The following is a 26050-nucleotide window of genomic DNA, read 5'->3' on the forward strand; positions in this document are numbered from 1 at the left end:
GGTGAAAATCGTCATTATCACCGAGACATTCCTGCCATCGACTGACGGTGTTGTCACCCGGCTCACGGAAGCAATCAAGTTCCTTCGCAGCAAAAAGCATGATGTCGTTGTCATCGCTCCGGATTTAGGTGTTACCGAATACGAAGGCGCTCTTGTTGAAGGAGTTGGAACGGTAACAATGCCATTTTATCGTTCCAAAAAGTTCTCCTTGCCGACAAGACGCATTAAAGTCTTGCTGGAAAAGCACCAGCCGGATCTTGTGCATGTGGCGAATCCAGCCCTGGTCGGAGTAGCGGGAATCTATTATGCGCATAAGAAGGGATTGCCTTTATTGGCATCCTATCATACGCATATACCGAAATACCTGGATTATTATAAGTTTTATAAACCTTTGAAGCCATTATTCTGGTGGCATTTCCGTAAGCTTCATAATACAGCTGACTTGAATTTGTGTACATCTGCAGCCATTAAAGAGGAGCTTGACGAGCATGGCTTTGAACGGATGCATGTCCTGCGCAGGGGCGTGGATGTGGAGAAACGTCATCCGGACTATTATTCCCAAAGCATGCGCAAGCGGCTTTTGCAAGGCGATTGCAGTAAAAAACTGCTCATCTTCGTTGGAAGACTGGCCATCGAAAAGGAAATCCACAAGATTCGGCCATTACTGGATGAACGAAACGACTTGGCTTTGGCTATTATCGGCGATGGACCTGCCCGAAAAGAACTGGAGAAAGTATTCGAAGGGACGAACACACTGTTTACAGGTTTTCTCCATGGAGAAGAGCTTTCAAGGGCATTCGCCTCCGCTGATGCCTTTGTTTTCCCATCCATAACCGAAACGCTCGGTCTCGTCATTTTAGAAGCAATGGCTTCCGGTATTCCTGTCATAGCAGCTAAAAGCGGACCGACATTAGAACAGATAGAAGAGGGCAAGACTGGCTTCCTCTTCGAAAATGAAAATGTCACGAGCATGAGCAAGGCAGTCGGTAAACTCGATGACCAAGAATCGGTGGCAATAATGAAAAAGAATGTACGAATGGAAGCGGAAAAGCATTCCTGGACGAATGCTTCCAGCGAATTATTCGATTTCTACTTAGCGACCATCCAAGCAAGATACCCCGTATATCAAACAGTGCAAGACCCGAGCTCCAGATGACGGAGCCGGGTTTTTGCATGTTTAGGAATTTTATCATATGGTAAACAATAAGAAAAAGCACGCGAAATGAGGTGCAGCAGCATGAAATTCTTCAAAGGACTGTTTATTGGGAGCTTGCTGGCAATACCATTCTGGATAGTGCTGATTTATTTACTTTTTTTCCGTAAAGGTTGACAATAAAAGCAGAAAGGGAGTTTTAGATATGAAAGCAATCACACTACAAGGTTTTGGCGGCACTGATCAACTAAAGCTTGAAGAAACCGATAAACCAACGATAAAACCGGACGAAATTCTCGTTGCTGTTAAAGCAACAGCTATTAACCGCGCCGATATCGAAAAACGAAAAGGAAATTATCCATCCAGTGATTTTGATCCCATTTTAGGGTTGGAAATAGCTGGAGTAGTAGAAGAAGCAGGGGAGGAAGCGTTCGGCTGGGAAAAAGGAGACCGCATCTTCGGATTGATTCCATCCGGCGGCTACGCAGAATACGCCGTCCTCAACAGCAAGCTCGCTATGCCGATTCCGGAGCATTTGAGCTACGAACAAGCAGCAGCCGTACCGGAAGTATTCCTGACAGCTTATCAGACGCTGCATTGGCTAGGTGAATTGAAACAGGGAGAAACCGTCTTGATCCATGCCGGCGCAAGCGGAGTCGGAACTGCAGCCATCCAGCTCGCTAAACAAGCAGGTGCAACAGTTGCAGTTACAGCTGGATCCCAGGAAAAGCTTGATTTCTGCAAAGAACTTGGCGCTGATATCGCAATCAACTATAAAAAAGAAGACTTTGCTGATACATTGGCTAAAACGGGCGCTGATGTCATTTTAGATTTTATTGGCGCATCATATTGGGATCAGAATATCAAAACCTTGAAAACAGACGGCAGACTGATACTGATTGGATTCTTAGGCGGGACAGAACTTAAAAATGCAACGATAACACCGTTTCTGGCAAAACGCTTACATGTGAAAGGAACGTTACTAAGCACAAGAAGCAACGATTATAAAGCGAAATTGACAGCCGACTTAATCGATAATGTATTGCCGTTATTTGAATCACAAGCTATTAAACCGATTGTCGATAAAGTATTCCGATTGGCAGATATCGCCGATGCACATGATTATATGGAAAGCAATAAGAACACAGGCAAAATAGTATTACATGTAGCAGATTAATTTACGATCGGATTGCGCAGCAAACTAGTTGTGCAGTCTGATTTTTAAATTTCGTCTCAATATCTCAAGAATACTTAGGTTTTGAGATATGAAACGGCAATTTGTAATTACTTCCGATAATATATATTATGTTAACTAGAAAATAAAAAGAAAACTTGTGTTGCCTATTCGTCTCTTCGTGCTCCGTATAAGTAACATTCAGCTGTATAATACGCTACAAGCAATTATAGTTTCAAATATGCTTCCGAAATTTTAAAATGATGCATTTCATGGATAGCCAAAATATGTATGCATTGTATCAAATTCGGATTGTGCGCAATTGGATCTGGATATCTTATATGACCTGCAATGTTATCCTCGATACTTGCCAGCATGTCCCTTAAACGTTCTGTTTCCTTTGTTATATTGCTTTGCAGCTGGTTACTGCTCAGGCGATTTTGTATCTCTTTTGGCGGTACTATCAAGAAAGGCGCTTTCATCGGTCTATGATGTTTTTGCTTATACTCTTGATAAATATCTTTGCTGAATACGGAGAATGATCGACGCTTCTTCATTCTCGCTAACTTCACAGCAGCAGGTAAATAAATCCTGTTCAATTGCCTGAACCGCTTGATCATCAAATATAAGTGATAATATGTCTCTCCAAAAGACCACTTATCACTTACTGGTCTTTCCCAAAACGTATCCTGGATATTGCGATTTTCAGCAAAAAAAGCCTCTCTTTGTTTATAAATTGTTTGAAAATGCATTTGCATATGATCGCTTCTCATTTTAAACTCCTGTAATGGAGATCTCGCACCCCCTGAATTAGTTCCACCTTGCTCAATCGCGTCAGCTTGTAATCATTAAAACAATGGACTCCCATGGCACACCAGCTGTAATCCTCCAGGAAGCCGCGCACAAAATGATATCTCTTGTTTTGGATGATTCTATCACCCGGGATAAAATAATTCGGACGAAATACTGCAAAGTTATCGTTTTTCACATCAAATATACTTAATCCATTCGTCTTTATATAGCTTTCCTTGAAAGTCCAAGTATCCGTAAAGTAAATTATTTGTTCTTTGCCGGTTAGCCCAGCTAAATAGGCTGATTCCTCCTCTGCAAAGTAGTGCTTGGCTAGATCTGCATTGCAGTCTACATAAGGCTGGATGTCCACACCGACATCCAGCTCGTCATATGCGCAAAGGATCCAATTACCTGAATGGGAGATATTATAGCAGCCCCCTTCTCTAATATAAGGCTTTCCATGCCTGCCATGATAAATGGTGATTGGGTGTATACCTCTCTCATAGTATGCTACGTACTGCAGCAGAAGGTCACCATAGATAATATGATGCCTTCTCTCTAAGTTTTTAACACACTTTAATCGCAGACTATTGTATTCCATCAGCATATCAGTTTCAGTAAATTCCTTATCTTCATCCAGGTCAATTTTGAGACAGTATATTTTCATGAATAATCAGCTAATAGTAATGAAGCATTATGTCCTCCAAATGCAAAAGAGTTTGTTAATACTTTCCCACCTTCATATTGTTTCGTTTTATTGAGTAAAAGATTGATATCGATGCCTTCATCTATAGCATCTGCTGTCACATTTATGGTTGGTATCAGTTTTCTGTTCTTGATCATCATCGAGCATAAAGCTGCTTCAATGGCTCCCGCTGCACCCAAGGCATGACCATTGAGCGATTTGGTTGATGACACGTATGGTGTATCGCCGAATAGCATTCGAATGGCAGCTGATTCCGTAGAATCATTCAGTTTTGTGGACGTACCATGTGCATTTATATATTCAACTTCACTTTCATGTACACCAGCGTCCTTTAGGGCATTGGCCATGCATCGACTCACACCGTTAAGATCAGGAGCTAACAATGATTTTGCATCGGAAGTGCATCCATACCCTTCTATCTCGCAATAGATACTGGCATCACGTGCTTTTGCGTGTTCAATCTCTTCCAGTACCAAAAATGCAGCACCTTCACTCATCACGAATCCAGATCTATTTCTTGAAAAAGGTACACTTGCTTGATCCAGAGTCTTGGAATTGGTTAGTGCCCGCAATTTCCTGAATGCTTCAATCACTTGAGGAATAACACAAGCCTCTGCCCCGCCGGCAATTACTATCTTTTTATTTCCGGACTGGATTTTCTTGAAAGCTTCTCCGATTGCAATGGTTCCAGAGGCACAGGCATTGGCATAGGCAAGTGTCTCCCCTGTAATATTAGCGTCGATACTAATATTAGCTGGGATCATATTAATCAGATTTCGCGGTATGACAAGCATTGTCATATGGTCGACACCTTTTACTGCTGCGGTACCAAACTCATCAGCCAGAGCCTGTATGCCTCCAACCGAACTGCCCACATAAACAGAAATATCCTCGCTATTTGTTTCATTTATATGCAAATTTGCGTCCTGGAGAGCCTCCCTGGATGCAACCAGTGCCATTTGCGTACACCGGTCCATATAGCGTTTATCTTTCGTAGTCAATGTTTCGTTAAACAGATCATCGACACGACCGATAAATGCAGTGTTGTCATATGGTGAAGGAACCAATCCGTTCTCTAGATTTAAAACACTTTCCCATGTAAGGTTTCTGGTAATACCGTTTGCCGTCACTAGGCCTATCCCGGTTATGACAACTCTTTTCACGATCATCCTGCCCTTCACCGAATATTGTTATAGTTTTCTTAATCTTGGTCTCATTCTAAGTAAGAAGAATATGAAGATTAAAATAATCATTCCATTACTTGAAAGTATGATCAGTAAACTGTCCGTCACACTTACAAAGTTAACGAAATCATACATAATCTGATCCAGGAAGATTCGTACTGCGATCCTCGAGATATAATAGGAACCGATGATGCATAATAGGGCAATCGGTATACTTAAGGAGAAATGCATTCGCATAAGATCCCGTAAACCATAGCCTTCCAGCTTTAAGGTTTTGATTGATGTCACACTGTTCTGGAAGCTGAACTCCAATAAAGAATACAGTAGGGTGAATTGCAGAACGATGGCTAAAGCCAGAATGAGGCTTATCTGTTTGTTTATCACATTCAATATATTCTCTCCTGATGTGATGATTTCATCTCGGCTCAGCTTCGCTTCGATTTGGCTATCATTAGTGTCAGTATGCGGCTCAGCCAATGCCACTGCAGGAGTGGAATACGTTCTGTCATCAAATAAGTCCCGACTGTCAGAAACCATGTAGATGGTGCTGACCGTACTTGATGCATTCACCTTGTTAATCTGGAAACTATATTGTTTTTCATTCGACACATCGGTCAGTGTTATGTCATCACCGACGTTTTTGTTATATTTGTCCGCGTAAGCTTTTGTGATGATGACATCTCCATCTTCCAATGTAAGACCATAATCATAATGCTCTGAATCGGATCCTATGAGATACACACTTTGTGTGATGCCTTCTTCATCATATAGCTTATACAATTCGAAATCTTCGCCCTCCGCTTCCACTTCGTTGGATGGATCCAGAAATAGTACTTCTTCGAATGTATTTTCGATTGCTAAGTCTTCTACATATTGGGTTACGGAATCTTTTAATAAGAATGAGAAATTAATAAGCAAACCGACAAAGAATATAAGCAAAACAAACAATACCATCTCACTTTTGTTTCTATTGATCCTCTTTAAACGGTACCGGTATGAAAAAGGAATCCACTTTAGCGGATTGGAGTATGATTTGTTGATCGATTTCGGCCTTTTTTTGGTTAACTTACGCTGTTTAATATAAAATCGATAAACCAAGACAAGGTTCAGTACCATAACAGTAACAAAAGATGCAATGAGACATAGCGCAAGAAGCGAATAATCCGTTTCTAAGAGGGGATAATTGTATATCTGATTATTCATTTGCTTGATTGTATCGATGAACCCTATACCTGCAATTCCACCTGTAACCCAAGCTAAAAAGAGGGTCACTGTTGTTTCAGTCAAGTAATGCTTGTAAAGTGTCGCTTTACGAAATCCCAGCTTGACAAAAGTACTTAGGTTGCCCGATTCCTTCTTTGAGACCTCGAAATGGTAGACACTTAGAAGTACCGCTACAATTAAATACAAAAGACATGTTAATAATAACGCCAAATCTCGGGGTGCTTCCGCATCACCGATAACTTGCTGGATTCGGGTATTATTTTTGGAATCATTAATATAAGCAGGTTCTACTTTCTCGGAAATATCTTGCACATCCAGATCACTAGAGTACGCATAATAAGTAGAAAAACTCTCACCAAAAAGAGACTGGAAGGTTTGATTGTCCACGAAGGCTATTCCAAACTTATTTGAATTAGCTTGCAGAACCATATCGCTGTTTTTTGTTGTTATGTAGTCAGGGGAGATCGCGGAACCAACAATGGTCAATTTCCTATTGTTAAGGTCAATTGTATCTCCGATTTCCAGTTCATTTGCTTTTAGATAGTTCTTATCCAATAAAATTTCATTTTCTTCTTGTAATTCTTCCCCGCTTGTTACTTGATGCTTATTAATATTCTCTCTCACAGAGAAAATACGAATTGTCTTGCCATCATATCGTACTTCGCCATACTTCATTTCTTCATAAGATATATCATCCGATGCCGGCAACTCATTTTCTGTCATGAATATACCGTCTTCCACTGCGAAGTCTTTATTAAATTCATGAACAGACTTCAATACACTGCTGGTGCCGACAAAGAAGCTTACGAAAATACCAGTTGTTGCAAAGACAACGAGGAAAAGTATCAATAACTTTAATTTGTATCTGGAGATTCTTCTTAATATACGTTTATTCAACTTTTTGTTCGCGCTCGGATTCACCATTCCAAAAGCTCCGCCAACTCGACGTTTACATTTTTTCGATCACTTATTTTATTGCCATCATGGATTGTAATGACCCGGTCGGATATCTTCGTGATCTGTTCGTTATGTGTGATAAGTATGATTGTGCTTCGATGACTTTTCTGTATGGCTTGAAGCACTGTCAACACTTCTTGTGAAGATTTGCCGTCCAGCGCACCTGTTGGTTCGTCACAAAATATTATTTTTGATTCTTTTGCCAGAGCGCGAAGTATAGCAGCTTTTTGCTGTTGACCACCAGAACATTGCATTGGGAATAGGTTGATTGCTTTTCGAATATCCCAAACATCAATTAAATTTTCGATTGTCTCTGTCGGCTCATTTTCCAAATATATATTCTCATGGAGTGTAAGGTCATCTATCAAATTGTATTCCTGAAAAACAAAGGCAATATCCTGTCTCCTGAATTCATTAGTCTCTTTACTTGTAAAACTTTGAATATCCCGATCGTTTATCGAGATTTGTCCAGACGTCACTCCTTCCAGTCCCGATAAGCATTTTAACAGTGTACTCTTTCCCGAGCCTGATTTGCCGATGATTGTGCACAATTCCCCTTCTGCTATATCCAAATCAATGCCGTTCAATACTTTTAACTCATTCTGTTTATGCTGGTTATAAATCTTAACGATATTATTAGCTTTAATCATGTTAGCCTCCATTTTTATGTGTAATAGTAATAAAGTAAGAATAGTAAGTGTCATCAGCAGGAGTGATTGCACTTACCTGGAACCCGCATGAATCTAATAATGTCAAAAATATATCCCAACGTTCCGCCTGCGCAAAGTCTGCCAGCATATTGTTAAGAAGTACCTCACCTTGAAGGATGCTATTGCAGATATCGAATTTATATCTGGATAACAAGTTCCACTTCTTATTGTGTCGTGCTATCAGTTCTTGATTTATCTCGAAATCAGGATAATACTGACAAATAACGATACAGCCATTCTTATGCAGAATTTGTTTGAGTTTATAAAAGAGGTCTAATTTCTGTTCGTAAGTTAAGTAGAAAAGCATGTAGCTCATATTAATCATGTCGAACTGCTGATCAAAGTGGATATCAAGTATATCGTCATTATACAAAGCAATATCAGCATCACTTTTATACTTGAGCTTCAGCTTTTCATAAACCTTTTCTTGACGTTCTACACCGATGATTTGTTTACTCTCGTATTCTCGGTAAACATCAATATAATTTCCGTTTCCACAACCGATGTCCAATACGGATTCAAACTCTTTATCAAGTAAAAATCTTTTAAAGTTATCCTTTGTATACGTATGAAAGGCTAATTCACCTAGATTCGTATAAAATTCTTCTGAAAAACTGGGATGCACTTTGTAATATAAATTCAGACCATTTATTTCGCTGAGGTACATCAATACCTCCCTCACATACTGCATATCTTTCGTATGCATAATTTTTCCTAAACTGCTTTTTGCATCAGCTGATATCAAGTTCTCTATGAACAGATAATCTTTGTGTAATAAACTTACGCTTTTGGAATAGTGCCCATCATGAAAATCGAGAAGTTTTTGTGCTTCTTCCCTCTCCAATAGATATGATTCATTCAAAGTATAAGATCCGTCTTCATGCTGGGACACTAAATCCAAATTGCTTGCCAATGCCATGAATGATTGAAAAATATCCGCATGCATGGCCAAACCATGCATGCTACTGGCAGGATCAAAATTCATATAAATCTGTCTTAACGTCATGAATCTAATGTAATTCTTAATCTTAGAAAAAACCAAAAGCTGAAATAGTGGAGTCTTCCTGATGCCAAATGTTTTGGCTGCTCCTATTAAAAATTTCATCCGAAGTGATTTCTCAATTGTTTTATTATGATATTGAGATGTATTATACGCTTGCCGCTTCGTTTGCAACTGACTAAACTCCATATAGAAACAACCCTCCTTACTTAAAGACATGTACGGGAAAAATATCTATTATCAATGAATTTATGGATTGATGGTAAGTATGTCTTTTTCAGATGTTAAGATGGGCATATTTTTTTGAATGATATCTAAGGCTGCATCCAGATCTTCAATAGTATGGGCCGCGGATATGAAAAACCTGATTCTAGCTTCGCTCTCTTTTACGGCAGGATAAACGATCGGCATTGCATTCACACCCTGTTGGAAAAGTGACTCGGCGAATTCAAGTGCCTTATCTGAATCCCTGGTAATGAGTGGTATGATTGGGGTACGGGAGCTCTCCCCTGTATCAGCACCTAATTTCTTCAACCCCTCCAGGAAATGTGTATAATTGGTTTTTAATTGTTCAAATAAATAACCATCTCGTTCACATATCATCAAAGAAGCTAAAGCCGCCGCGGCATTGGAAGGCGTCATGCCTACACTGAAAATGAAACCGGGCGAGTTATACTTTAAATAATTGATGAACTTCTTGTTTCCGGCGATATAGCCCCCGCAGCTATTAAGCGATTTACTCAGTGTTCCCATGAGAATATCTACTTTTTCAGGATTGATCCCAAAGTGACTTGTTACACCGCGCCCGTTTCTACCAATCGTTCCAATGGAGTGAGCTTCGTCGACCATGAGTATTGCATTATATTTTTCTTTTAACCGGATAAGCTCTGGTAAATTACATATATCCCCGTCCATGCTATATACGCCTTCTGCAATGATCAATGTCCGGCGAAATTTAGTTCTCAATTTCTTCAGTTCTTCTTCAAGATGCTGCATATCATTGTGCTTAAACGGCTTTCTTTTAGCTCTGGAGAGTAGTGCACCTTGTATAATGCTATTGTGGGATAATGCATCATGAAGAATTAAATCCTCCTCATTGACGATATTCCCGATTGTATTCACGTTTGTACTATGACCTCCTACTTGGATGATGGCATCTTCCGTACCGATAAAGTCTGCAATCTTCCGCTCTAACTCTCGGTGTATACCTATTTCCCCGCATAATAGCCGGCTGCCGGAAACACTCGTTCCATGTCGGGCGATAGCGTCTATAACAGTCTCGTTTATTTCACTGTCGCCATTTAAACCCAAGTAGTTGTATGTGGAAAAATTCAAAAGCACTTGCCCATCGATTATAATCTTATTGGATGCAATTCCCTCACTCTTCCTGAAGTACGGAACCATCTTTTTCGTTTGTAAGAATTGGTGAAAGTCATGGATTTCAGGAAAATCTTCAATAATTGATCTGGACCCTGTATCAACGTCCATCCCTGTTGCTTGGCGAACTAGCAATGAAATGTCTTTGACCGTAGTATCCTCTTGCTGGAATACAACTTCCAAATCGATTGTTTTAATCTCTGGAAAATCCATCAGCAATAGACGATGAAAATCCATTATCATCATGGAATCAAGACCCAAGTCATTCACCAAAGAACTTGTATATGATATCTCAAGCTTGTCGTAACCGGTAATATCGGCTAAATGCTGCATGATAATCTGGGAAACCTTTTCATTGGTAATCATTTTTCACCCTCCGGATTTGTTTAATAGAATTTTTGCACTAGGAATTTTGCTGCGTTTTCTGGACCATCTATATCCTTTAATAGCTCTCGCATTGCAATGGCACGTTCTCGCATCTTACTGCTTTGGAGTGCGTAATTGATTAACCTATCCAAGCTGTTTGTAGCAATATGCCCCTTTTTAAGCTCGAGCGCGTTACCGTATAAAACACAATCACGTATATTTGCAAGCTGTTCTTGCTGCAATCCGATCCCGATAAATGGTTTGCCGGATAAGCAGGCGGTTTGGACAGTTCCCTCTCCGCCATGAATGATGGACAAATCAATCAAACCGGCTAACTTATGTGCGGGCAGCAGGTCGCAGAGATGAATATTACTGTTCCAGGCAACATTTGCTTCAAGCATGCCCAACTTATCTTTCATGGGACATATGATGGTGTATGGGAGCTGTTCCAGGGCCTTTAATACACGGATAATCATTTCCTTGCTTCCCGAGCTCCCCATGGCAAAGTAAATCACCGGACGATTTTTTGGGAGATTCGTTAAGAAGGAAGGTATTTGATTTTCCAGCTTGGCAAAAACAGGACCAATATACGTGTAATTACGTGGTAAATCATTAACGCCGCTTAATTCAGGAATGGTAGTGATGAGATTATGATCCGCATCCAGTGCGTCGATGGTGCTTTTAGGAAGTGAAACATTTTCTTCTTTTGCAATTTTTACAAAGGCTCTTGGTTTGTAAGTGATGCGCAGAGCTGTTTTTGTGTAGATTCTTTTGAGTAATTCTTTCGGAAAGTAATTTTTATTTAAACTGGAGGGGAGTTCTAGATGTCCTTTTAGAAAATACGTTCTTGTATAAGCAAAAGGCTTTATGTAGATGAGTGGAGTATGACATGCTCTAGCTGAGATGAACATGCTTAATGTAGTTCCGATTACAACTGCAGCAGGACGATACGTTTCGATGATTTTCTTTTCGCTGCTGATGCGAGCTTTAAGCATTTTGTAGGTGAATGGATGCCTTATCCCCTTCATTTGGTCCACTTTCATGATTTGGTCTATATCCCGCTCGCTTAGATGTGGTTTTAAATGGATGAAGGTAAAATTGGCTTCCTTGATCAAATAAGCATATTTTTCGGAATAGCCGACAAAGACACATGTAAAGTGTTCAGCGCTTTTCTTTGCAACTTCGATCGACCTGGTTGTTTCAGCGAGATTGAATGTTTCTGGCGCAAATAAAATTGTTTTTTTGATTATCCCACCCCTTAGATGTTTTTCAAAGAAACACAACGTCAGTATAAAACATTAAATTCGTCGTTATCAAGTGTTTTGGCATTAAATTACAGTTTATTTACAATTGCATATTAAAATTTAATACTTGTCTGTTGCTGAAACCAGCACATTCACTTCAATTTCGTTAATAAAATCGCAACGCTAACGTAAATTACACTAGCAAGTGCTTTAATGTTATTGCCTAATATTTTATGTAAACTCCGCAGAATATTTTAATGCTGTTTCGTACCGATTTACTCCTATATGTTATAAAACGCTTGGAACGTGAACCAAACGTTTTATAACATAGTTATTCAACCCCCTCTACTTCTTCAACGCATTGATCTTATTGGTCAGTTCCATAAACCGATCATCCAATTTCTCATATTCCGGATCGGCTGCTGTCAGCATGCTCAGCTTACCCAGTACTTCTTGCCGTTCATTTTCCAACTGCAATAGCAGAATATCATCTGTGTCTGTTTCAGCTGCTGTACTTATATTTTTACTCATCTTACCATTTTGTATTTTCAACTGTATATCGGTTACTTTTTCACGGAAATAACGATCATGCGAGATAACCAGCAGCGTGCCGCTGTAGACTGATAGTGTTTGTTCCAGCTGCTCGCGGGATGGCAGGTCCATGTGATTTGTCGGTTCATCCAGCATTAATACATCCTTATCTTCCAAGATGTGCTGCATGAGCTTTAATTTCACGCGTTCTCCCATACTCATATCCACGATCGGCAGCGTCCAGCTTCCTATTTCAAAACCGAGATGCAACAACAGCGACTGAACTTGCCCTCTATCTGCGAACGTCTCTTGATGAAAAAGCTGGGCAGGTGTCTTTTCTAAGGGGAGATCAAACACATTCTGAGAAAGATACCCGATGTTTGCTGTTGGGGAGATCCATATTTCCCCTGAATAAGGTTCATCATCAGTTATCATGCGGAAGAACGTAGTCTTTCCGCATCCATTCGGTCCTTGTAAGCTGACTTTCTCTCCGTGTTTGATTGTGAAATTGGCATCCTGAAAAAGTACCTTTTCTCCGAAACGTTTGGATACATTTTTACATTCCATAAACCTATTTCCTTTTTTCTTCACATGTTTTAGCTCAAAGGAAATGCTCTTTTCCGGCATGACTGCCTGGACTTCTTCGTTTGCCAATTCTTTTTCAAGTCGCTTTTGTTTCGATTTCACAGCCTTATCCATCCGTTTAGCTTTTTTACGATAAAATTCCTTGAAGCCTTCCTGTTTGGTTGATCGGGCATGGGCTTTAGTGCTCCAGTTTTGCAGGGACGCGATTTGTCCTTCGATTTGCTGGATACGCTTTTGTTGTTTTTCATAGGCATGCTGCTGCGCCGCTTTTTCCTTCTGCCGATGATCTGTATATGCAGTATAATTCCCCGCAAAAGTACGAAGTACCTGATTTTCAATCGCCCATATTTTTGTTGATACTTCATCCAAAAAATACCGGTCATGTGAAACAATCAATATCGTTTTGTTTGTTTTTTTGATTTGCTCTATCAAAAGATTGACACTGTCTTCGTCCAGATGATTGGTTGGTTCATCCAACAGTAAAATTTCCGCTTGACTCGAAAATCCGTTCGCAAGTCTTGCTTTCAGTTTCTCCCCACCGCTCATTTGGGGATAAGAAACGGATGGCACTTGCCATTTACCGAGTAAGATGGCCGCTTCAGACTGTGACTCAGACGTGTAGCTATCACTCTCTTGTTCGACCAATTCTATATCAAGCATATCCTCCCTCCATATGTTCCCCTCTGTCACTTCCTTATTTCCTGCCAAAAGCTGCAATAATGTGCTCTTTCCAGCACCATTCCTCCCAGTTATCCCGATGATATCACCTTGATGGACTGTTGCATTTGCTCCTTGTAATATTGGACGTTCACCATAGTAATAACTGACTTGCTGTAATTTGATTAGTTCTTTCATATAAATCCGCTCCTTAATGTTAGGAGGACAGAAAAAAATCCTCCCAAAATGAATTGGAAGGATTAGCCGTACCAGAAATGCACACACATGCCCTAAGGGCTGTATGTTTCCGTTAATTATGATGGGCAGACTAATCCTATTTTGTACGCGTTGAAAATGACTTTTCAATTCGTGAAAAAATAAGATTAGTCAATCATTGTCCACCCATCATCCTCTCGTGTTTAGTACTTTCAGTATAACAAAATTAATTTGGAAGTCAATGCCACTTAAATCAATTGCTCTTTTCGTTCTGTTCCTGGCGCCAATACACTATCATCTAGACCAGCTTTGAAAGGACTGCCGGCACTGGACTCTGTAAACTCCGCTTTTGCTTGTTCCACGAGAGCTGGTTCAGCCAAAAGATCGTATGCAGTCAAAGCCATAATGCGTGCCGCATAATGCATCCCCTTTAGTCCGATGCTCGTTCCGAATACAGCTGTGGCTTGCCAAGCATGAACTTGGGTGCCAATCGGACCGCAAGTCGTTTGGATACTTGCAAGCGGTGTGATCCAGCTGACATCGGCAACATCTGTCGACCCGGGCATCGTCGTACCTTTCATTGACGTGTCATAGAAGTTCTTCGTCGGCAATATATCATTCGTATCAAGCTGCAACTGGAGGCGTGATGCTTCAATCAGCTTTGGATCCATCGATTTTCGCAAAATAGCCGCATAAGCAACTTCATCGGAAGTGAAGCTTTCCATCGGATAATCCTCCATATTGCGGTAATTCAATGTATCCAACGTATCATTGGTCAGCATATGATAGCAATTCGCCAAAAGTTCATGAGATGTTGTCGTGCCTGTGATCAATGCTGCCCCTTTAGCTATATCATGCATCCGACCAAGCATATCCTCGACTTGATCCCGATTGGCTCCGCGCAGATAATACCAGACTTCCGCTTCATTGGGCACGATGTTCGGCGCTTGGCCGCCGTTTGTGATGCTATAATGAATTCTAGTGCCGTCAACCAGATGCTCCCGCAGATAGTTAGCACCGATATTCATGATTTCCACCGCATCCAGCGCACTTCGTCCCGCATGCGGAGCACCCGCTGCATGCGCCGGCACACCATGGAAACGGAATTTAATCGAAATCATTGCTTGTGTGCTGTAATTCTGAACGACATTACTGGTACCTGGGTGCCAGGTGAGACAGCAGTCCATATCGTCGAATACCCCTTCCTTTGCCATGAAAGTCTTTCCGGAAAGTAATTCTTCTGCCGGACAGCCATAATAGCGAATTGTGCCATTCACCTTGCCTTGACCGATCAGTTCCTTTAAAGCCAACACTGCTTCTACACCGGCAGTTCCGAGCAGGTGATGACCGCAGGCGTGGCCAGGACCATTCACTGTGACGGGATCTTTATACGGCTTACTTGATTGGGACAGACCAGGTAAGGCATCAAATTCACCTAGGATGCCGATGACCGGACCGCCTTGCCCGTATTCTGCGTAAAAGGCCGTTTGCATCCCTCCAATCTTATCTGTTATACGGAACCCCGCATCGGAGAGAACTTCCTTCTGAGCTTCACTCGCATACGTTTCCTCATAAGCAATTTGAGGATTTTGCCAGATATCAAGCGCAAGGCTTCCTGTGACATTCCCCAGATTTTGGAGAATACCAAGCAATTCTTTTTTACTCATGAATCATCTCTCCTTCAGTCGTAGTTTTTGATGTTTGGTAATTTTCCAAAAGAACGCAAATGATAACGGTGAGAAACATGCACACCAACCCTTTGAAGAAGACGGGGATTGGGAGTTGTGTCATCAAGATTCCGAAGACGATACCGATGACACCAAAAAGCGGTTTCTTCATGGCTAATTGCGTCATCATACCGCCGAAGATGGCAGGAATGATATATGTGAATGCTGCTTGGACGGACTCCGGTATGACAGAAAGGATATAGGAACCAGCCAAAATTACTGGAATGAGTACAGCTATATTCATGAAGCTGGCAGCAGCAATCGCCAATGTGGCAGCCACTTCTCCTTTCCTTGTACCGGGATCTGCGCCGATGACATGTTGTGCAGCCGCCGCAGATGGCAAGCACATATTGGCTATATTCCCGGTGAGGAAACTCAAATAAGTACCGGAAACGCCAAGGGTCGCGTAGTAACTCACAGGCTCTATCACCCAGGCAAATCCTACCAGGGCGATATATGCTACAAAGGCAGCGAAAATGGCTTGCCATCCAGGGTGATAGCCTTTAACGAATGATAGGTAAAGCGGCAATGCCGCCGATAAAACGATAACACAGCCAATTGTAAGCCTGCCCCAAAAGTGTGCATTCGTTTGGAATGCTTCAAACGTCTGCTCCTGCGTTTCGATTACCTGTTCCTGCACTGCTATCTGTTCGGCTGTTTTGGCCATTTCTTTTCCCCCGTTTCTTATCCTATAAAGTAGCCAACTGTCAGACCTCCGACGATGGCAAATCCTAAAGCCCATTCTTTCAGCCAGTTTTTCTGCAGTTTATTTGCTGCCAGCAAGGTAATGATCGTTATTCCGATACTTGTAAGAATGACAAGAGTATGACTACTGCTTTTTACCGCTTCATTTGCGGCAAAGTAACCGAAGGCACCGAGCATGGCTGCCGTCGAAATGACTACCATCTTTTTTGTCCCGTTTTTCCTTGCTGTGATTTTCTTTTGGAAAGAACCAAGTGACTTTGTGAAGAAAAATGTAACGAGCAGCCAGCCAGTACCACCGATGCATAATGTCCAAGCAATTGTTGTGAACGCCTCCGGACCAAAGTCAGCTGTTCCAAGCTCTGTGCCATATGCGCTTGAGGCCATCTGAGCACCAAGAGATTCTGTAGCTGACGAACCAATGATCGCACTGCGCATCATGGTAAGCGGGTTACCGATCAACGTCATCAGCGAAACTGCAATGATAATATTCCCCAGTGCAGGACCAATGGCGGCGATAGCACCGGTTTTCATAGCACTCCTGGCTTCCTGCTCGGTCATACCAACTGAGGATCTAGCCTGGTAAGCTGACCTGACAAATACGACCCCTTGGAAAAGGACGATACTGACGACAAGCAGACAGAATACCCAGAGAATCCCGCTATTCATGATTTCGGAAATCGGCAATGTATAGCCCCCTTTTAATTGATAAATAATTCTGATTTTTATGGTAATTGAGAGAGTACTTGGTGTCAAAACCTTTATGAAAAACAGTCATATAGGAGTAAAAGTTAAGAGAAATCAATACGGAATCTTACCTAGCGCTTGTCAGTTTTTTTATCAAAATCCCTTCATTTAGTAATAAAATGCTGCTTACAAGCTTTTATCTTTAAAGGAATGCAAGAAAAAAAGAGCAACCCATTGAATAAATGAATTGCCTTGAATTTTGATAGCACTATTTGCTGTTCCCATTCGATACATACAATAGCCAAAACTAATTCTGTCTATCTTTCGTTCGCGTTAATCTTCCCAATAAAAGATAGCATCCATAATGATGTAATTTCCGGGTTCGCGATAGATTGTTGGAATGGTCGTTTGAAAAGACAAAGAAGACCGTGCATTTTCGGCATGTGAGCTTCAATCATTTCCTCGTCTTTTGTAACGTATGGAAAACTGTCTCCTATCACGTTGCCTGCTATCAGTTCTTTCAATTCCTGTTTCGTAAAACACTGTCAATCTGCTCCTCCAATCGATTCCTGTCATATTATTATAGAATAAAATTCTTTGTACCTCACCTGTCTGTGAACACTCCTCGATGACATAAACACTCCCAGATCCACATACATCTAGACTATGGACAAGTTGAGGTGACAAATGTGGGGAAACAATCATTATTAAAAGGTACGATCATTTTGGCTGTGGCGGCTTGCTACAGCAAGCTGATTGGATTCATAAACGGAATCGTTTTGTCACGGCTGTTAGGACCGGAAGGAATCGGGCTTGCCATGATGGCAATGCCGATTACTGGTCTCTTGATTGCGGTCACGGGGTTTGGGCTCGAGGTGGCGGTCGCCAATCTCGTGGCAGAAAATAATGCGACGAATAATCGGACAAGACTGCGGCATGTCCTTTCTCTCTCCTTTTTGATAACAGGTACATTAAGTGTTGTCACATCTTTGCTTTTATTTGGTGTCCTTCACTTTGCTCCTGGAATTTTATTTGCCGATGAGCGGGCAATCTACACATTTATGGCTATCATCCCGATCATCCCGATAGTCGCGATATCGTCCATTTTAAAAGGTTACTTCCATGGAAAACAGTATATGTCCCCTGGAGCGTTTGCCTCAATTTTGGAACAAAGTGTGCAGCTTGTTGTGACGTACATGCTCGTCCAATACCTGCTTCCATATGGACTCGGGGTAGCTGCTGCTGGCGCTGTCATCAGCATGGTCATCGGGGAAGCGATATCTTTAGGGGTTTTGATGGTCGCTTTCAACAGACAAAAGGAATTCAAGTGGCGTTTTTTCCATATCATCGGTGATCTCGTTCGTGACGGGAAACAGCATACCCGTGACTTGATAAGGGTCGCATTACCGAATACCGGCAGCCATTTGGTCAATAGCTTCGCAGGTGTACTGCTGCCGATTATCATCACCCACAGCTTTCTAACAGCCGGACTCACTGCCGAGACGGCTACCGAAACATATGGTCTTTTAATGGGGTATGTGATGCCGCTCGTATTCGTCCCGACATTCATCACTCATTCCTTATCGACAAATTTGCTCCCTTCCATCAGTGACTTATACGCAAGGCGTCAATTCCGAGAAATGTACAGCAATATAAACCAGGTGATCAATGTCACCATGATGATCTGCATTCCTTGGGCGCTGTTTCTTTATTTCTTTGCGCCCGATCTGACTGGCTTGTTCTATCATTCGGAAGAAGCTGGCCTGCTCATTCAAAAAATGATCTTTTGCTTTATGCTCAGCTACTTACAGATACCGCTCCAGGCGGTGCTGATCGGGATCGGGAAGAGCAGTGTTGTCTTGTATAACAATCTCATTGCTGCTCTTGCAAGTCTTTTGATGATCTATTTTGTTGCTTCTCAGCCGAGCATGGGGGTAAATGGTGTCATTCTCGGGCTGAACTTAGGGGAAGTACTTGGTACAGTGCTGCACTTTGCGAGTCTTTATCAGGCGGTCCGTTTCCCATTCAGTTTTGCCCGGTTCTACAAACTGCTATTGGCCATCACCTGTATGGCATCCTGCGCAATTTTCTTGTATATGACGCTGGATTCCTATATTACAAATGGATATGTACTGTTAAGCAGCGTACTGCTCGTATCTGCTGCCTTTTATTTGCTCCTTCTCCACCGATTCCGACTATTCAAACAAGAACAGTAGCAGACAATCATGCTTGAAGCCGATATTTCCGCTAGGTTATACTAATACTAGTAATTGAGGTGAAGAGATGTATAAACTATTGACGCATAATGACTTGGACGGTGTCGGCTGTGGTATTTTGGCGACACTCGCTTTTGGAGAGGATGTTGATATCCGCTATAACTCCATCAGCAGTCTGAATGAAGAAGTAAAGAAATTCCTGGCTGATGAAACCCAGCATGAGAAAGAATTATGGGTGACGGACTTGGCAGTGAATGAAGAGAATGAAGCTGCCATCAGCGAATTCATTCAATCCGGCGGAAAGGCTCGCCTTATCGACCATCACAAGACAAGTGAACATCTGAATGCCCACGATTGGGCATGGATTGAGACAAAGCAAGAAGATGGAAAGCAGACTTCGGCAACAAGTATGCTGTATGACGTCCTGGTGAGTGAAGGGCATTTGGAGAAAACAAATGCGGTGAGCGAATTTGTCGAGCTTGTCCGCCAATATGATACATGGGAATGGGAAAAACGGCAGAATGAAGCTGCCAAGCAGCTGAATGCCCTTCTCTTCCTGCAGAGCATCGAAGAATTTGCCGATGAGATGATTGATCGCTTACAGCAGGGTGACACGTTTGTTTTCAGCGATTTGGAAGAGAAATTGCTGAAAGTGCAGGATGCCCAGACAGCCCGTTATATCCGCAAAAAAAGGAAACAAGTCGTTCCTGTCAAAATAGATACATATTTAGCTGGTGTCGTCCATGCAGAGTCCTATCTCTCTGAATTAGGCAATGATTTAGGCAAAACGTTCCCGCATCTTGATTTGATTGTCATGGTGATGATGGGGACAAAACGCTTAAGTCTCCGTACAATCCATGATGATGTCGATGTATCAGCAATTGCCGGCAACTACGGCGGCGGCGGACATCAAAAAGCGTCCGGAGCATCATTAACCGAAGATGCTTTTGAATTGTTCGTAAAGAAAGCTTTCGATCTGCAGACATTGCGACCGGATGCGATCGATAATCGATTCAACGTGCCCGAAAATGATCTTGGAACGTTGTATGCAAATGAGCAAAATGATAAGTTCCTTATCGTGCAACAAAACCGAAAGTATTACATCATGAAAAATCAACAGCCAGCAGAAATCGGCTTTAAATCATTCGAAGAAGCGGAAAGACAATTGAAACGGGACGAACTCGCTTTCCTCGTCACTGATCACCGCTACGTTAAATATTTGAGTGAACGCGTGAAGAAACAGGACCTTACCGTAGATCAGCCAGTCCATAAGAATCAAGAAAACTAAAAAAAGGCGGAAAACATGTCATTGTTTTCCGCCCTTTTTATTGTTGTTCTTCTGCTGTCGCGATTGCTTGTTCGATCAGCAATATATCTTCATGTATCAAATTCCGGATTTGCGGTTCCGGACACCGTCTGTATTCATCCTCCAGCCGTTTCAACTCTGTATAAAAGATATCCTTGTCCGTAAAATGCATATATTCTGCCTCCAAATGGCCTTTTTATTTATATATGCCGAATGCGGGATGAAATATACCCTGTATGTAACATTATTTTTATAGTTGTTGCCTCTCAAGATATATGGTAGAATCTCTAACATAGTTCAAATATTTTCAATATTTCATTTATTGAATTGTCTAACTATTTAGAAAACGTTTCTGCTTGGAGGCATTTATCGTGAAAAAATCAATTCCATTTTCTTATGTCATCGTTACTGGTTTCATGCTATTCGCCCTTTTCTTTGGGGCAGGCAACCTGATCTTCCCCGCTCTTCTTGGCCAACAGTCTGGAACCAATGTATTGACTGCAAACCTTGGCTTCATCATCACTGGTGTCGGCTTACCGCTTCTCGGTATCCTAGCCTTCGCCATTTCAGGTAAAAATGATCTGCAGGACTTAGCCAGCCGGGCGCATCCGATCTTTGGGCTTGCTTTTACCATCATTTTATATCTATCCATCGGTCCATTATTTGCGATGCCGCGTACAGGTACAGTATCATTTGAAATCGGCATCCAGCCATTTTTAGCTGATGATAGCGGACCATGGCCATTGATCATTTATTCCATCTTGTTCTTCGGGATTACGTGCTTCTTCTCTTTGAAGCCAGCTAAAATTGTTGATGTAGTCGGGAAGTATTTGACACCAGCTCTGCTTCTATTCATCGCGGTCTTGATTATCACTGTGCTTATCAACCCGATCGGCAGTCCACAAAATCCAACGGAAACATACAGTAGCAACGCTTTCTTCAAAGGTTTCCAGGAAGGCTATCTGACGATGGATACATTGGCAGCATTCGTATTCGGAATCATTGTCATCAATTCTGTAAAAAACATTGGTATCTCGGACCGTAAAAGTATACTTAGTTTCACAACGAAAGCTGCTTTGATTGCCGCTGCACTACTTGCTTTGATTTATACGTCTTTATCTTATCTTGGTGCAACAAGTGTAACTGGAATAGGTTTGCTGGATAATGGCGGTGCCGTACTAGCTGGAGTTTCTGAATCCTATTACGGCACACTAGGAAACGCCTTGCTTGGTTTGATTGTACTGGGTGCCTGCTTGACAACAAGTATCGGTTTGGTAACAGCATGCAGCAGCTATTTCAGTCGTCTGCTCCCTAAAGTACCTTATAACATTATTGCCGTTGTGCTTACCATTTTCAGTGCTGTTATCGCAAATGCAGGATTGGCTAATATCATCGCATTCAGTGTCCCTGTTCTAACGATCATATATCCGCTTGCAATCGTCTTGATTTTCCTGACCTTCTTGCATAATGCCTTTGCTGGAAGCAGAGCCGTTTACTTGATAAGCCTGCTTTTCACATTTGCAGTCAGCTTGATGGAGGGATTGAATGCAGCAAAGCTGCCTATCCCTGGAGTACAGGAATTCCTGATAGATAACCTGCCGATGTACAGCGTAGGGCTTGGCTGGCTATTGCCGGCAATTGTTGGAGCTGTGATCGGATTCATCATCCATTTAGTTACTCGATCTGACCAAAATGAACTAAAGAATGCAGATGCACGATAAGCTTAATAACAAGAAAGCACGCTTGGGATAATTCCAAGCGTGTTTTCTTTTGAAATATTACATAGCTGTGTCGACTCGAAGATGCAAAGCTGCTGACTTAGGACAATCTTTACCATTTATGCTACGCTTATAGAACGAATTGGAAAGGAGAGAGTTAGGTGCATAAACATATCCCTACCATTAAATTGCATGATGGTTCTATTTTTCCTGCTGTGGGCTTCGGTACCTATCAATTGAAAGGGAGCCAAGGTGTGCAGGCAATCCGCAGCGCGATTGATGCTGGCTATCGCCTTTTGGACACTGCTTATAACTATGAGAATGAAGCGACTGTCGGACAGGCCATCAAACAGCATGGTATACCGCGAGAAGAAATCCTGGTGACATCCAAGCTTCCCGGCCGTTACCAGCAGTATGATGATGCGGTTACAGCGATTCAGGAATCCCTTTATCGTGCTGGCCTGGATTATTATGACTTGTATTTGATCCATTGGCCCAATCCGAATCAAGACCACTACGTCGAAGCCTGGCAAGCTTTACTTGATGCACGCAAATGGGGTCTTATCCGTTCGATTGGTGTGTGCAACTTCTTGCCTGAACATTTGGACAGACTCAAAGCAGAAACAGGTGAGCTGCCAGTCATCAACCAGATCGAGCTGCATCCCTTTTTCAATCAAGAACAACAACGACACTATCACGAGGAAAATGGTATCGTGACGGAATCATGGAGTCCGCTTGGCCGAAAGACGAATCTGCTGGATCATCCATTGTTAACTGAAATTGCCGAAACCCACGGCAGATCTGTATCTCAAATCGTATTGCGTTGGCATTACCAGCTTGGAAGCATCGCCATTCCTAAATCGGCTACGCCAAGCAGACAGCTTGAGAATATTACCCTCTTCGATTTTGAGCTCGATCAAGTCGACATGGACAAAATTAGCAGCCTGACAAAGGCGGACGGACGTATTGCCGACCAAGACCCGGCAGTTTATGAAGAATTTTAAAAAAGCGCTGTGCAGATTTTGCACAGCGCTCTCGTTATTTTTTCTCGAATTCCATTTTCCAGCTATAATAGTCGTTATCTGGATTCTTTTCATAAGAAAGATAAGCAGAAAACTTTTTGCCTCGTTTGCTTGTCAGCCCTTTTACATGGGCAGTGCCGCTTTTGAGCAATGCTTTCACCATCGTCTTTGTCGGCTTCTTCCGCATGGCTGCCAGGAATTTATCGGCTTTCCAAATAATGAAGCTGCAAGACTTTTTGTAGTTTTTACAGCCAAATCCTTTGTACCCTTCCACGACTTCTCCGCCACAAGCCGGACACTTGCCTAGTACTTCATGGGTGAGGGTTTGCTTTTCGATTGTCCGGATCGGAGCTGCTTCATCTTGTTTCATCGTTTGGACAGCTTCTTTTGTAAAGGAAAAAATCATATCCAGAAAATCTTCCCGACCGACTTTAGCATCCTCGATATCAGCCAATGTCTTCTCCAGCCTGCCGGTAAAGTTCAAGTCAAATAACGGCTTGACTGGGAAAGTTTCCACCAGCTTCTTACCTGTTTCCGTTACATGCAGTTCTTTTCCTTTGTTGCTGATGTAGTGAATGTCTTTCAGTTTTTTGATTGTTTCCGCTCTTGTTGCTGCCGTCCCGATACTGAAGCCGCGGAGCACTTCGCCGATTTCCTCTTCCTCCTGTCTACCTTTGCCGCAAGTTTCCATGACACGCAATAACGTCTTTTCGGTATGCGGTTTCGGGGGCTGCGTCATATGAGAGGTCACAGCCGTTTCCCACGTATCTACCATCATGCCTTCCTGGACATCGGGCAGCAGTGTTTCTTTCGTTTGCTGCTTCTCGACTTTCTTCCAGCCATCTACAAGCTGAATTCGGCCCTTGGAAATAAAGCTGCCTGATAGAGACACACCCGGAATCCAAGTTTCCAGCGTGGTTTCCTCATATACCGCGACCGGCATGAACTGCATGATAAAACGGTTTTTGATGGCCGTATACACGAGCTCCTGATCCGGCGTAAGCCTTTTTGGCAGAACGTAGGTTGGGATGATGGCACTATGGCTGGAAACTTTGCTGTTATTGAATACTCGCTTTGAACGGGTAAATTTGATTTCAGACTCATAAGGCAGTCCCGCTGTCACTTTTTTCAGTACACCAGCCGCTTTGGATACTAGGCTCTCTTCCAATGCTGTACTGGAGGTCCGTGGATACGTAATATATTTTTTCTCGTATAAGGTTTGCGCCACTTTCAGCACCTTATCGGATGTCCAGCCGCTGTATCTTGCCGTCATATAACCTTGCAGACCTGATAAATTGAACAAAGGCGGGCAGAACTCCTTTTTCTCTTCTGTCTGCTTGTCCTTGATTTGTCCTTGTTTTCCTTGGATTTGCTGAAGGATGTTTTGCAGCGGTTCTCTTTCCTTGAACTTATCCGTTTTCCCTTCCTTATAGACCCCTTCATAGAATTGCTTATCAGGTGTACGGAAGGTCGCCATCAGTTTGAAATAAGGCTCCGGCTTGAAATTGCGGATCTCCTCGTCGCGATCATAAATGATTTTTAGAGTCGGCAACAGGACGCGGCCGATGTTCAACACTTGGCCACGACCGCTCTGATAACGGAGTGTTGCTACCGAAGTCAGGTTGATGCCGATAACCCAATCAGCCCATTGTCGGCCGATACCGGCATCATAAAGAGGCTGAAGCTCCGTGTTTGGTCGCAAAGACCCAAGGCCGCGCAGTACTTCCTGTTCGGTCCACTCATTGAGGAGCAGCCTGTAGACGGGCTTGGCCGGCTTGACATAGTTGATGATGCTGTCGCCGATCAGCTGCCCTTCGCGGTCATAGTCACAAGCAGACACAACCTTGCTGACATCCCTTCTTTGCATCAGCCGTTTCACGATGGCAATCTGCTTTTTCGCCCCCGGATCAGCAGCATCACGATTGCGCGGGCTTGACTTCACCTTGTAACGGAACGATTCCGGTACGAACGGAAAATTATCCAGTTTCCACCTCGCCATTTTCGCGTCATAGTCTTTCGCGTCATACAACTGCAGCAAATGACCGAAAGCCCATGTGATGATATAATCAGGACCTTCATAAAACCCATCCTGTTTTGTTTTAATTTTCAATGCATCAGCGATATTCTTCGCAACCGAAGGTTTTTCCGCCAATATGACAGTCATACTCATATATTGATAAAACTCCTTTAATCTATCAAGCTCATAACTTCCATTCTATCATAAAAAGCACCAACTCTTTAAAGAGAGTCAGTGCTTTGTCATCAAAGCGCATGAAGTAAAGTGGAATGAATCGTACGCAGGACATCCCCGCGGCTGATGACCCCGACTACCTGTTTCTGATCGTTCACAACCGGTATCTTCTTGAATCGATGTTTGGCTAGGATGTTCACGACATCCTCCATTTCATCATCCTCGTGTACGGTGACTATCCCCCGTTTTTTAGCTAGGTTCAATATAGGATGATCCTTTAATTCATCAACGATCTTATCGATTTTCTCTGCTTTGAAGCTTACAGTCAGCAAATAGTTGAAGACGACTGCATCCTTTGGCTGGATCCCTCGCAATATATCCCCGTCACTGACGACGCCTACGATGCGTCGGTCTTTGTCCAATATCGGCATGCCGCTGATCCGCCGATCAACAAACGTTTTGAGTACTTGCTTGACTGTATCCTGTTCGTTCGCTGCTATTACATCTGTTATCATGAAGTCTTTTGCTTTCATATAAAAGCCTTCCTTCTGTATAGGATGAATGCTACACCTTTATTATACGCTTACATGACGGAATCTGCTAAA

Annotated in this window: 21 protein-coding genes; 6 read left to right on the forward strand and 15 right to left on the reverse strand. The window is 42.4% G+C overall.

Annotated features, from left to right (window positions below; translation table 11 throughout):
* Position 1 precedes the first annotated feature (1 nt).
* Positions 2-1156 (forward strand): glycosyltransferase family 4 protein, encoded by a 1155-nt coding sequence (locus BLQ53_RS16565; RefSeq protein ID WP_093728428.1) that lies wholly within the window; start codon positions 2-4, stop codon positions 1154-1156.
* Positions 1157-1358: 202 nt separating this feature from the next.
* On the forward strand, positions 1359-2330 hold the full coding sequence (locus BLQ53_RS16570) for an NAD(P)H-quinone oxidoreductase (protein WP_093728429.1): 972 nt from the start codon (positions 1359-1361) through the stop codon (positions 2328-2330).
* A gap of 224 nt (positions 2331-2554) precedes the next feature.
* On the opposite strand, the gene BLQ53_RS16575 is transcribed toward BLQ53_RS16570, so the two are convergent.
* The 12 genes from BLQ53_RS16575 to BLQ53_RS16630 form a co-directional block, all read right to left on the reverse strand.
* Entirely contained in the window at positions 2555-3100 is a 546-nt protein-coding gene (locus BLQ53_RS16575) for a DinB family protein (protein WP_244499377.1), read from the reverse strand.
* A complete protein-coding gene (locus tag BLQ53_RS16580) occupies positions 3097-3786 on the reverse strand; it encodes a 4'-phosphopantetheinyl transferase family protein (protein ID WP_093728430.1) in 690 nt (229 codons plus the stop codon). The genes BLQ53_RS16575 and BLQ53_RS16580 overlap by 4 nt, the downstream gene beginning before the upstream one ends.
* A complete protein-coding gene (locus BLQ53_RS16585) occupies positions 3783-4994 on the reverse strand; it encodes a beta-ketoacyl-[acyl-carrier-protein] synthase family protein (protein WP_093728431.1) in 1212 nt (403 codons plus the stop codon). Before BLQ53_RS16585 ends, BLQ53_RS16580 begins: the two co-directional genes overlap by 4 nt.
* Positions 4995-5015: 21 nt before the next feature.
* On the reverse strand, positions 5016-7157 hold the full coding sequence (locus tag BLQ53_RS16590) for an FtsX-like permease family protein (RefSeq protein ID WP_093728432.1): 2142 nt from the start codon (positions 7155-7157) through the stop codon (positions 5016-5018).
* Positions 7151-7840, reverse strand: coding sequence for an ABC transporter ATP-binding protein (locus BLQ53_RS16595; protein ID WP_093728433.1), 690 nt, complete (start codon positions 7838-7840; stop codon positions 7151-7153). The genes BLQ53_RS16590 and BLQ53_RS16595 overlap by 7 nt, the downstream gene beginning before the upstream one ends.
* 1 nt (position 7841) lies before the next feature.
* A complete protein-coding gene (locus tag BLQ53_RS16600) occupies positions 7842-9089 on the reverse strand; it encodes a class I SAM-dependent methyltransferase (protein WP_093728434.1) in 1248 nt (415 codons plus the stop codon).
* Between the two features lie 60 nt (positions 9090-9149).
* On the reverse strand, positions 9150-10643 hold the full coding sequence (locus tag BLQ53_RS16605) for an aminotransferase class I/II-fold pyridoxal phosphate-dependent enzyme (protein WP_093728435.1): 1494 nt from the start codon (positions 10641-10643) through the stop codon (positions 9150-9152).
* A 20-nt stretch (positions 10644-10663) separates the two neighbouring features.
* Positions 10664-11926 (reverse strand): glycosyltransferase, encoded by a 1263-nt coding sequence (locus BLQ53_RS16610; RefSeq protein WP_244499378.1) that lies wholly within the window; start codon positions 11924-11926, stop codon positions 10664-10666.
* A gap of 306 nt (positions 11927-12232) precedes the next feature.
* Entirely contained in the window at positions 12233-13858 is a 1626-nt protein-coding gene (gene abc-f, locus BLQ53_RS16615; RefSeq protein WP_093728436.1) for a ribosomal protection-like ABC-F family protein, read from the reverse strand.
* Between the two features lie 266 nt (positions 13859-14124).
* Positions 14125-15543, reverse strand: a complete 1419-nt coding sequence (locus tag BLQ53_RS16620) for an amidohydrolase (protein ID WP_093728437.1) — start codon at positions 15541-15543, stop codon at positions 14125-14127.
* Positions 15536-16270 carry a small-conductance mechanosensitive channel gene (locus BLQ53_RS16625; protein ID WP_244499379.1) on the reverse strand — a complete coding sequence of 245 codons (735 nt, stop codon included), beginning with the start codon at positions 16268-16270 and terminating at the stop codon, positions 15536-15538. Before BLQ53_RS16625 ends, BLQ53_RS16620 begins: the two co-directional genes overlap by 8 nt.
* 17 nt (positions 16271-16287) lie before the next feature.
* Positions 16288-16992: a DUF5058 family protein gene (locus tag BLQ53_RS16630; protein ID WP_244499380.1), complete on the reverse strand. Its 705-nt coding sequence runs from the start codon at positions 16990-16992 to the stop codon at positions 16288-16290.
* 689 nt (positions 16993-17681) lie between these two features.
* On the opposite strand from BLQ53_RS16630, the gene spoVB reads away from it, so the two are divergent.
* Together spoVB and BLQ53_RS16645 are read left to right on the forward strand one after the other, a co-directional pair.
* Entirely contained in the window at positions 17682-19208 is a 1527-nt protein-coding gene (gene spoVB / locus BLQ53_RS16640; protein ID WP_170829744.1) for a stage V sporulation protein B, read from the forward strand.
* 67 nt (positions 19209-19275) lie between these two features.
* Entirely contained in the window at positions 19276-20496 is a 1221-nt protein-coding gene (locus tag BLQ53_RS16645) for a DHH family phosphoesterase (protein ID WP_093728440.1), read from the forward strand.
* A 37-nt stretch (positions 20497-20533) separates the two neighbouring features.
* On the opposite strand, the gene BLQ53_RS19010 is transcribed toward BLQ53_RS16645, so the two are convergent.
* A complete protein-coding gene (locus BLQ53_RS19010) occupies positions 20534-20686 on the reverse strand; it encodes a hypothetical protein (RefSeq protein ID WP_170829745.1) in 153 nt (50 codons plus the stop codon).
* A 199-nt stretch (positions 20687-20885) separates the two neighbouring features.
* On the opposite strand from BLQ53_RS19010, the gene brnQ reads away from it, so the two are divergent.
* Together brnQ and BLQ53_RS16655 are read left to right on the forward strand one after the other, a co-directional pair.
* Entirely contained in the window at positions 20886-22235 is a 1350-nt protein-coding gene (gene brnQ, locus BLQ53_RS16650) for a branched-chain amino acid transport system II carrier protein (protein WP_093728441.1), read from the forward strand.
* Between the two features lie 158 nt (positions 22236-22393).
* On the forward strand, positions 22394-23236 hold the full coding sequence (locus BLQ53_RS16655; protein WP_093728442.1) for an aldo/keto reductase: 843 nt from the start codon (positions 22394-22396) through the stop codon (positions 23234-23236).
* A gap of 34 nt (positions 23237-23270) precedes the next feature.
* Here BLQ53_RS16655 and BLQ53_RS16660 read toward each other — a convergent pair whose 3' ends face one another.
* The gene (locus BLQ53_RS16660; RefSeq protein WP_093728462.1) at positions 23271-25418 is read right to left on the reverse strand and encodes a type IA DNA topoisomerase; all 2148 of its coding nucleotides are present in this window, start codon (positions 25416-25418) and stop codon (positions 23271-23273) included.
* Positions 25419-25516: 98 nt separating this feature from the next.
* On the reverse strand, positions 25517-25978 hold the full coding sequence (locus BLQ53_RS16665) for a CBS domain-containing protein (RefSeq protein ID WP_093728443.1): 462 nt from the start codon (positions 25976-25978) through the stop codon (positions 25517-25519).
* Between the last annotated feature and the right edge of the window lie 72 nt (positions 25979-26050).

The organism is Terribacillus halophilus, assembly GCF_900101385.1.
In the GTDB taxonomy this organism is placed as follows: Bacteria; Bacillota; Bacilli; order Bacillales; family Amphibacillaceae; genus Terribacillus; species Terribacillus halophilus.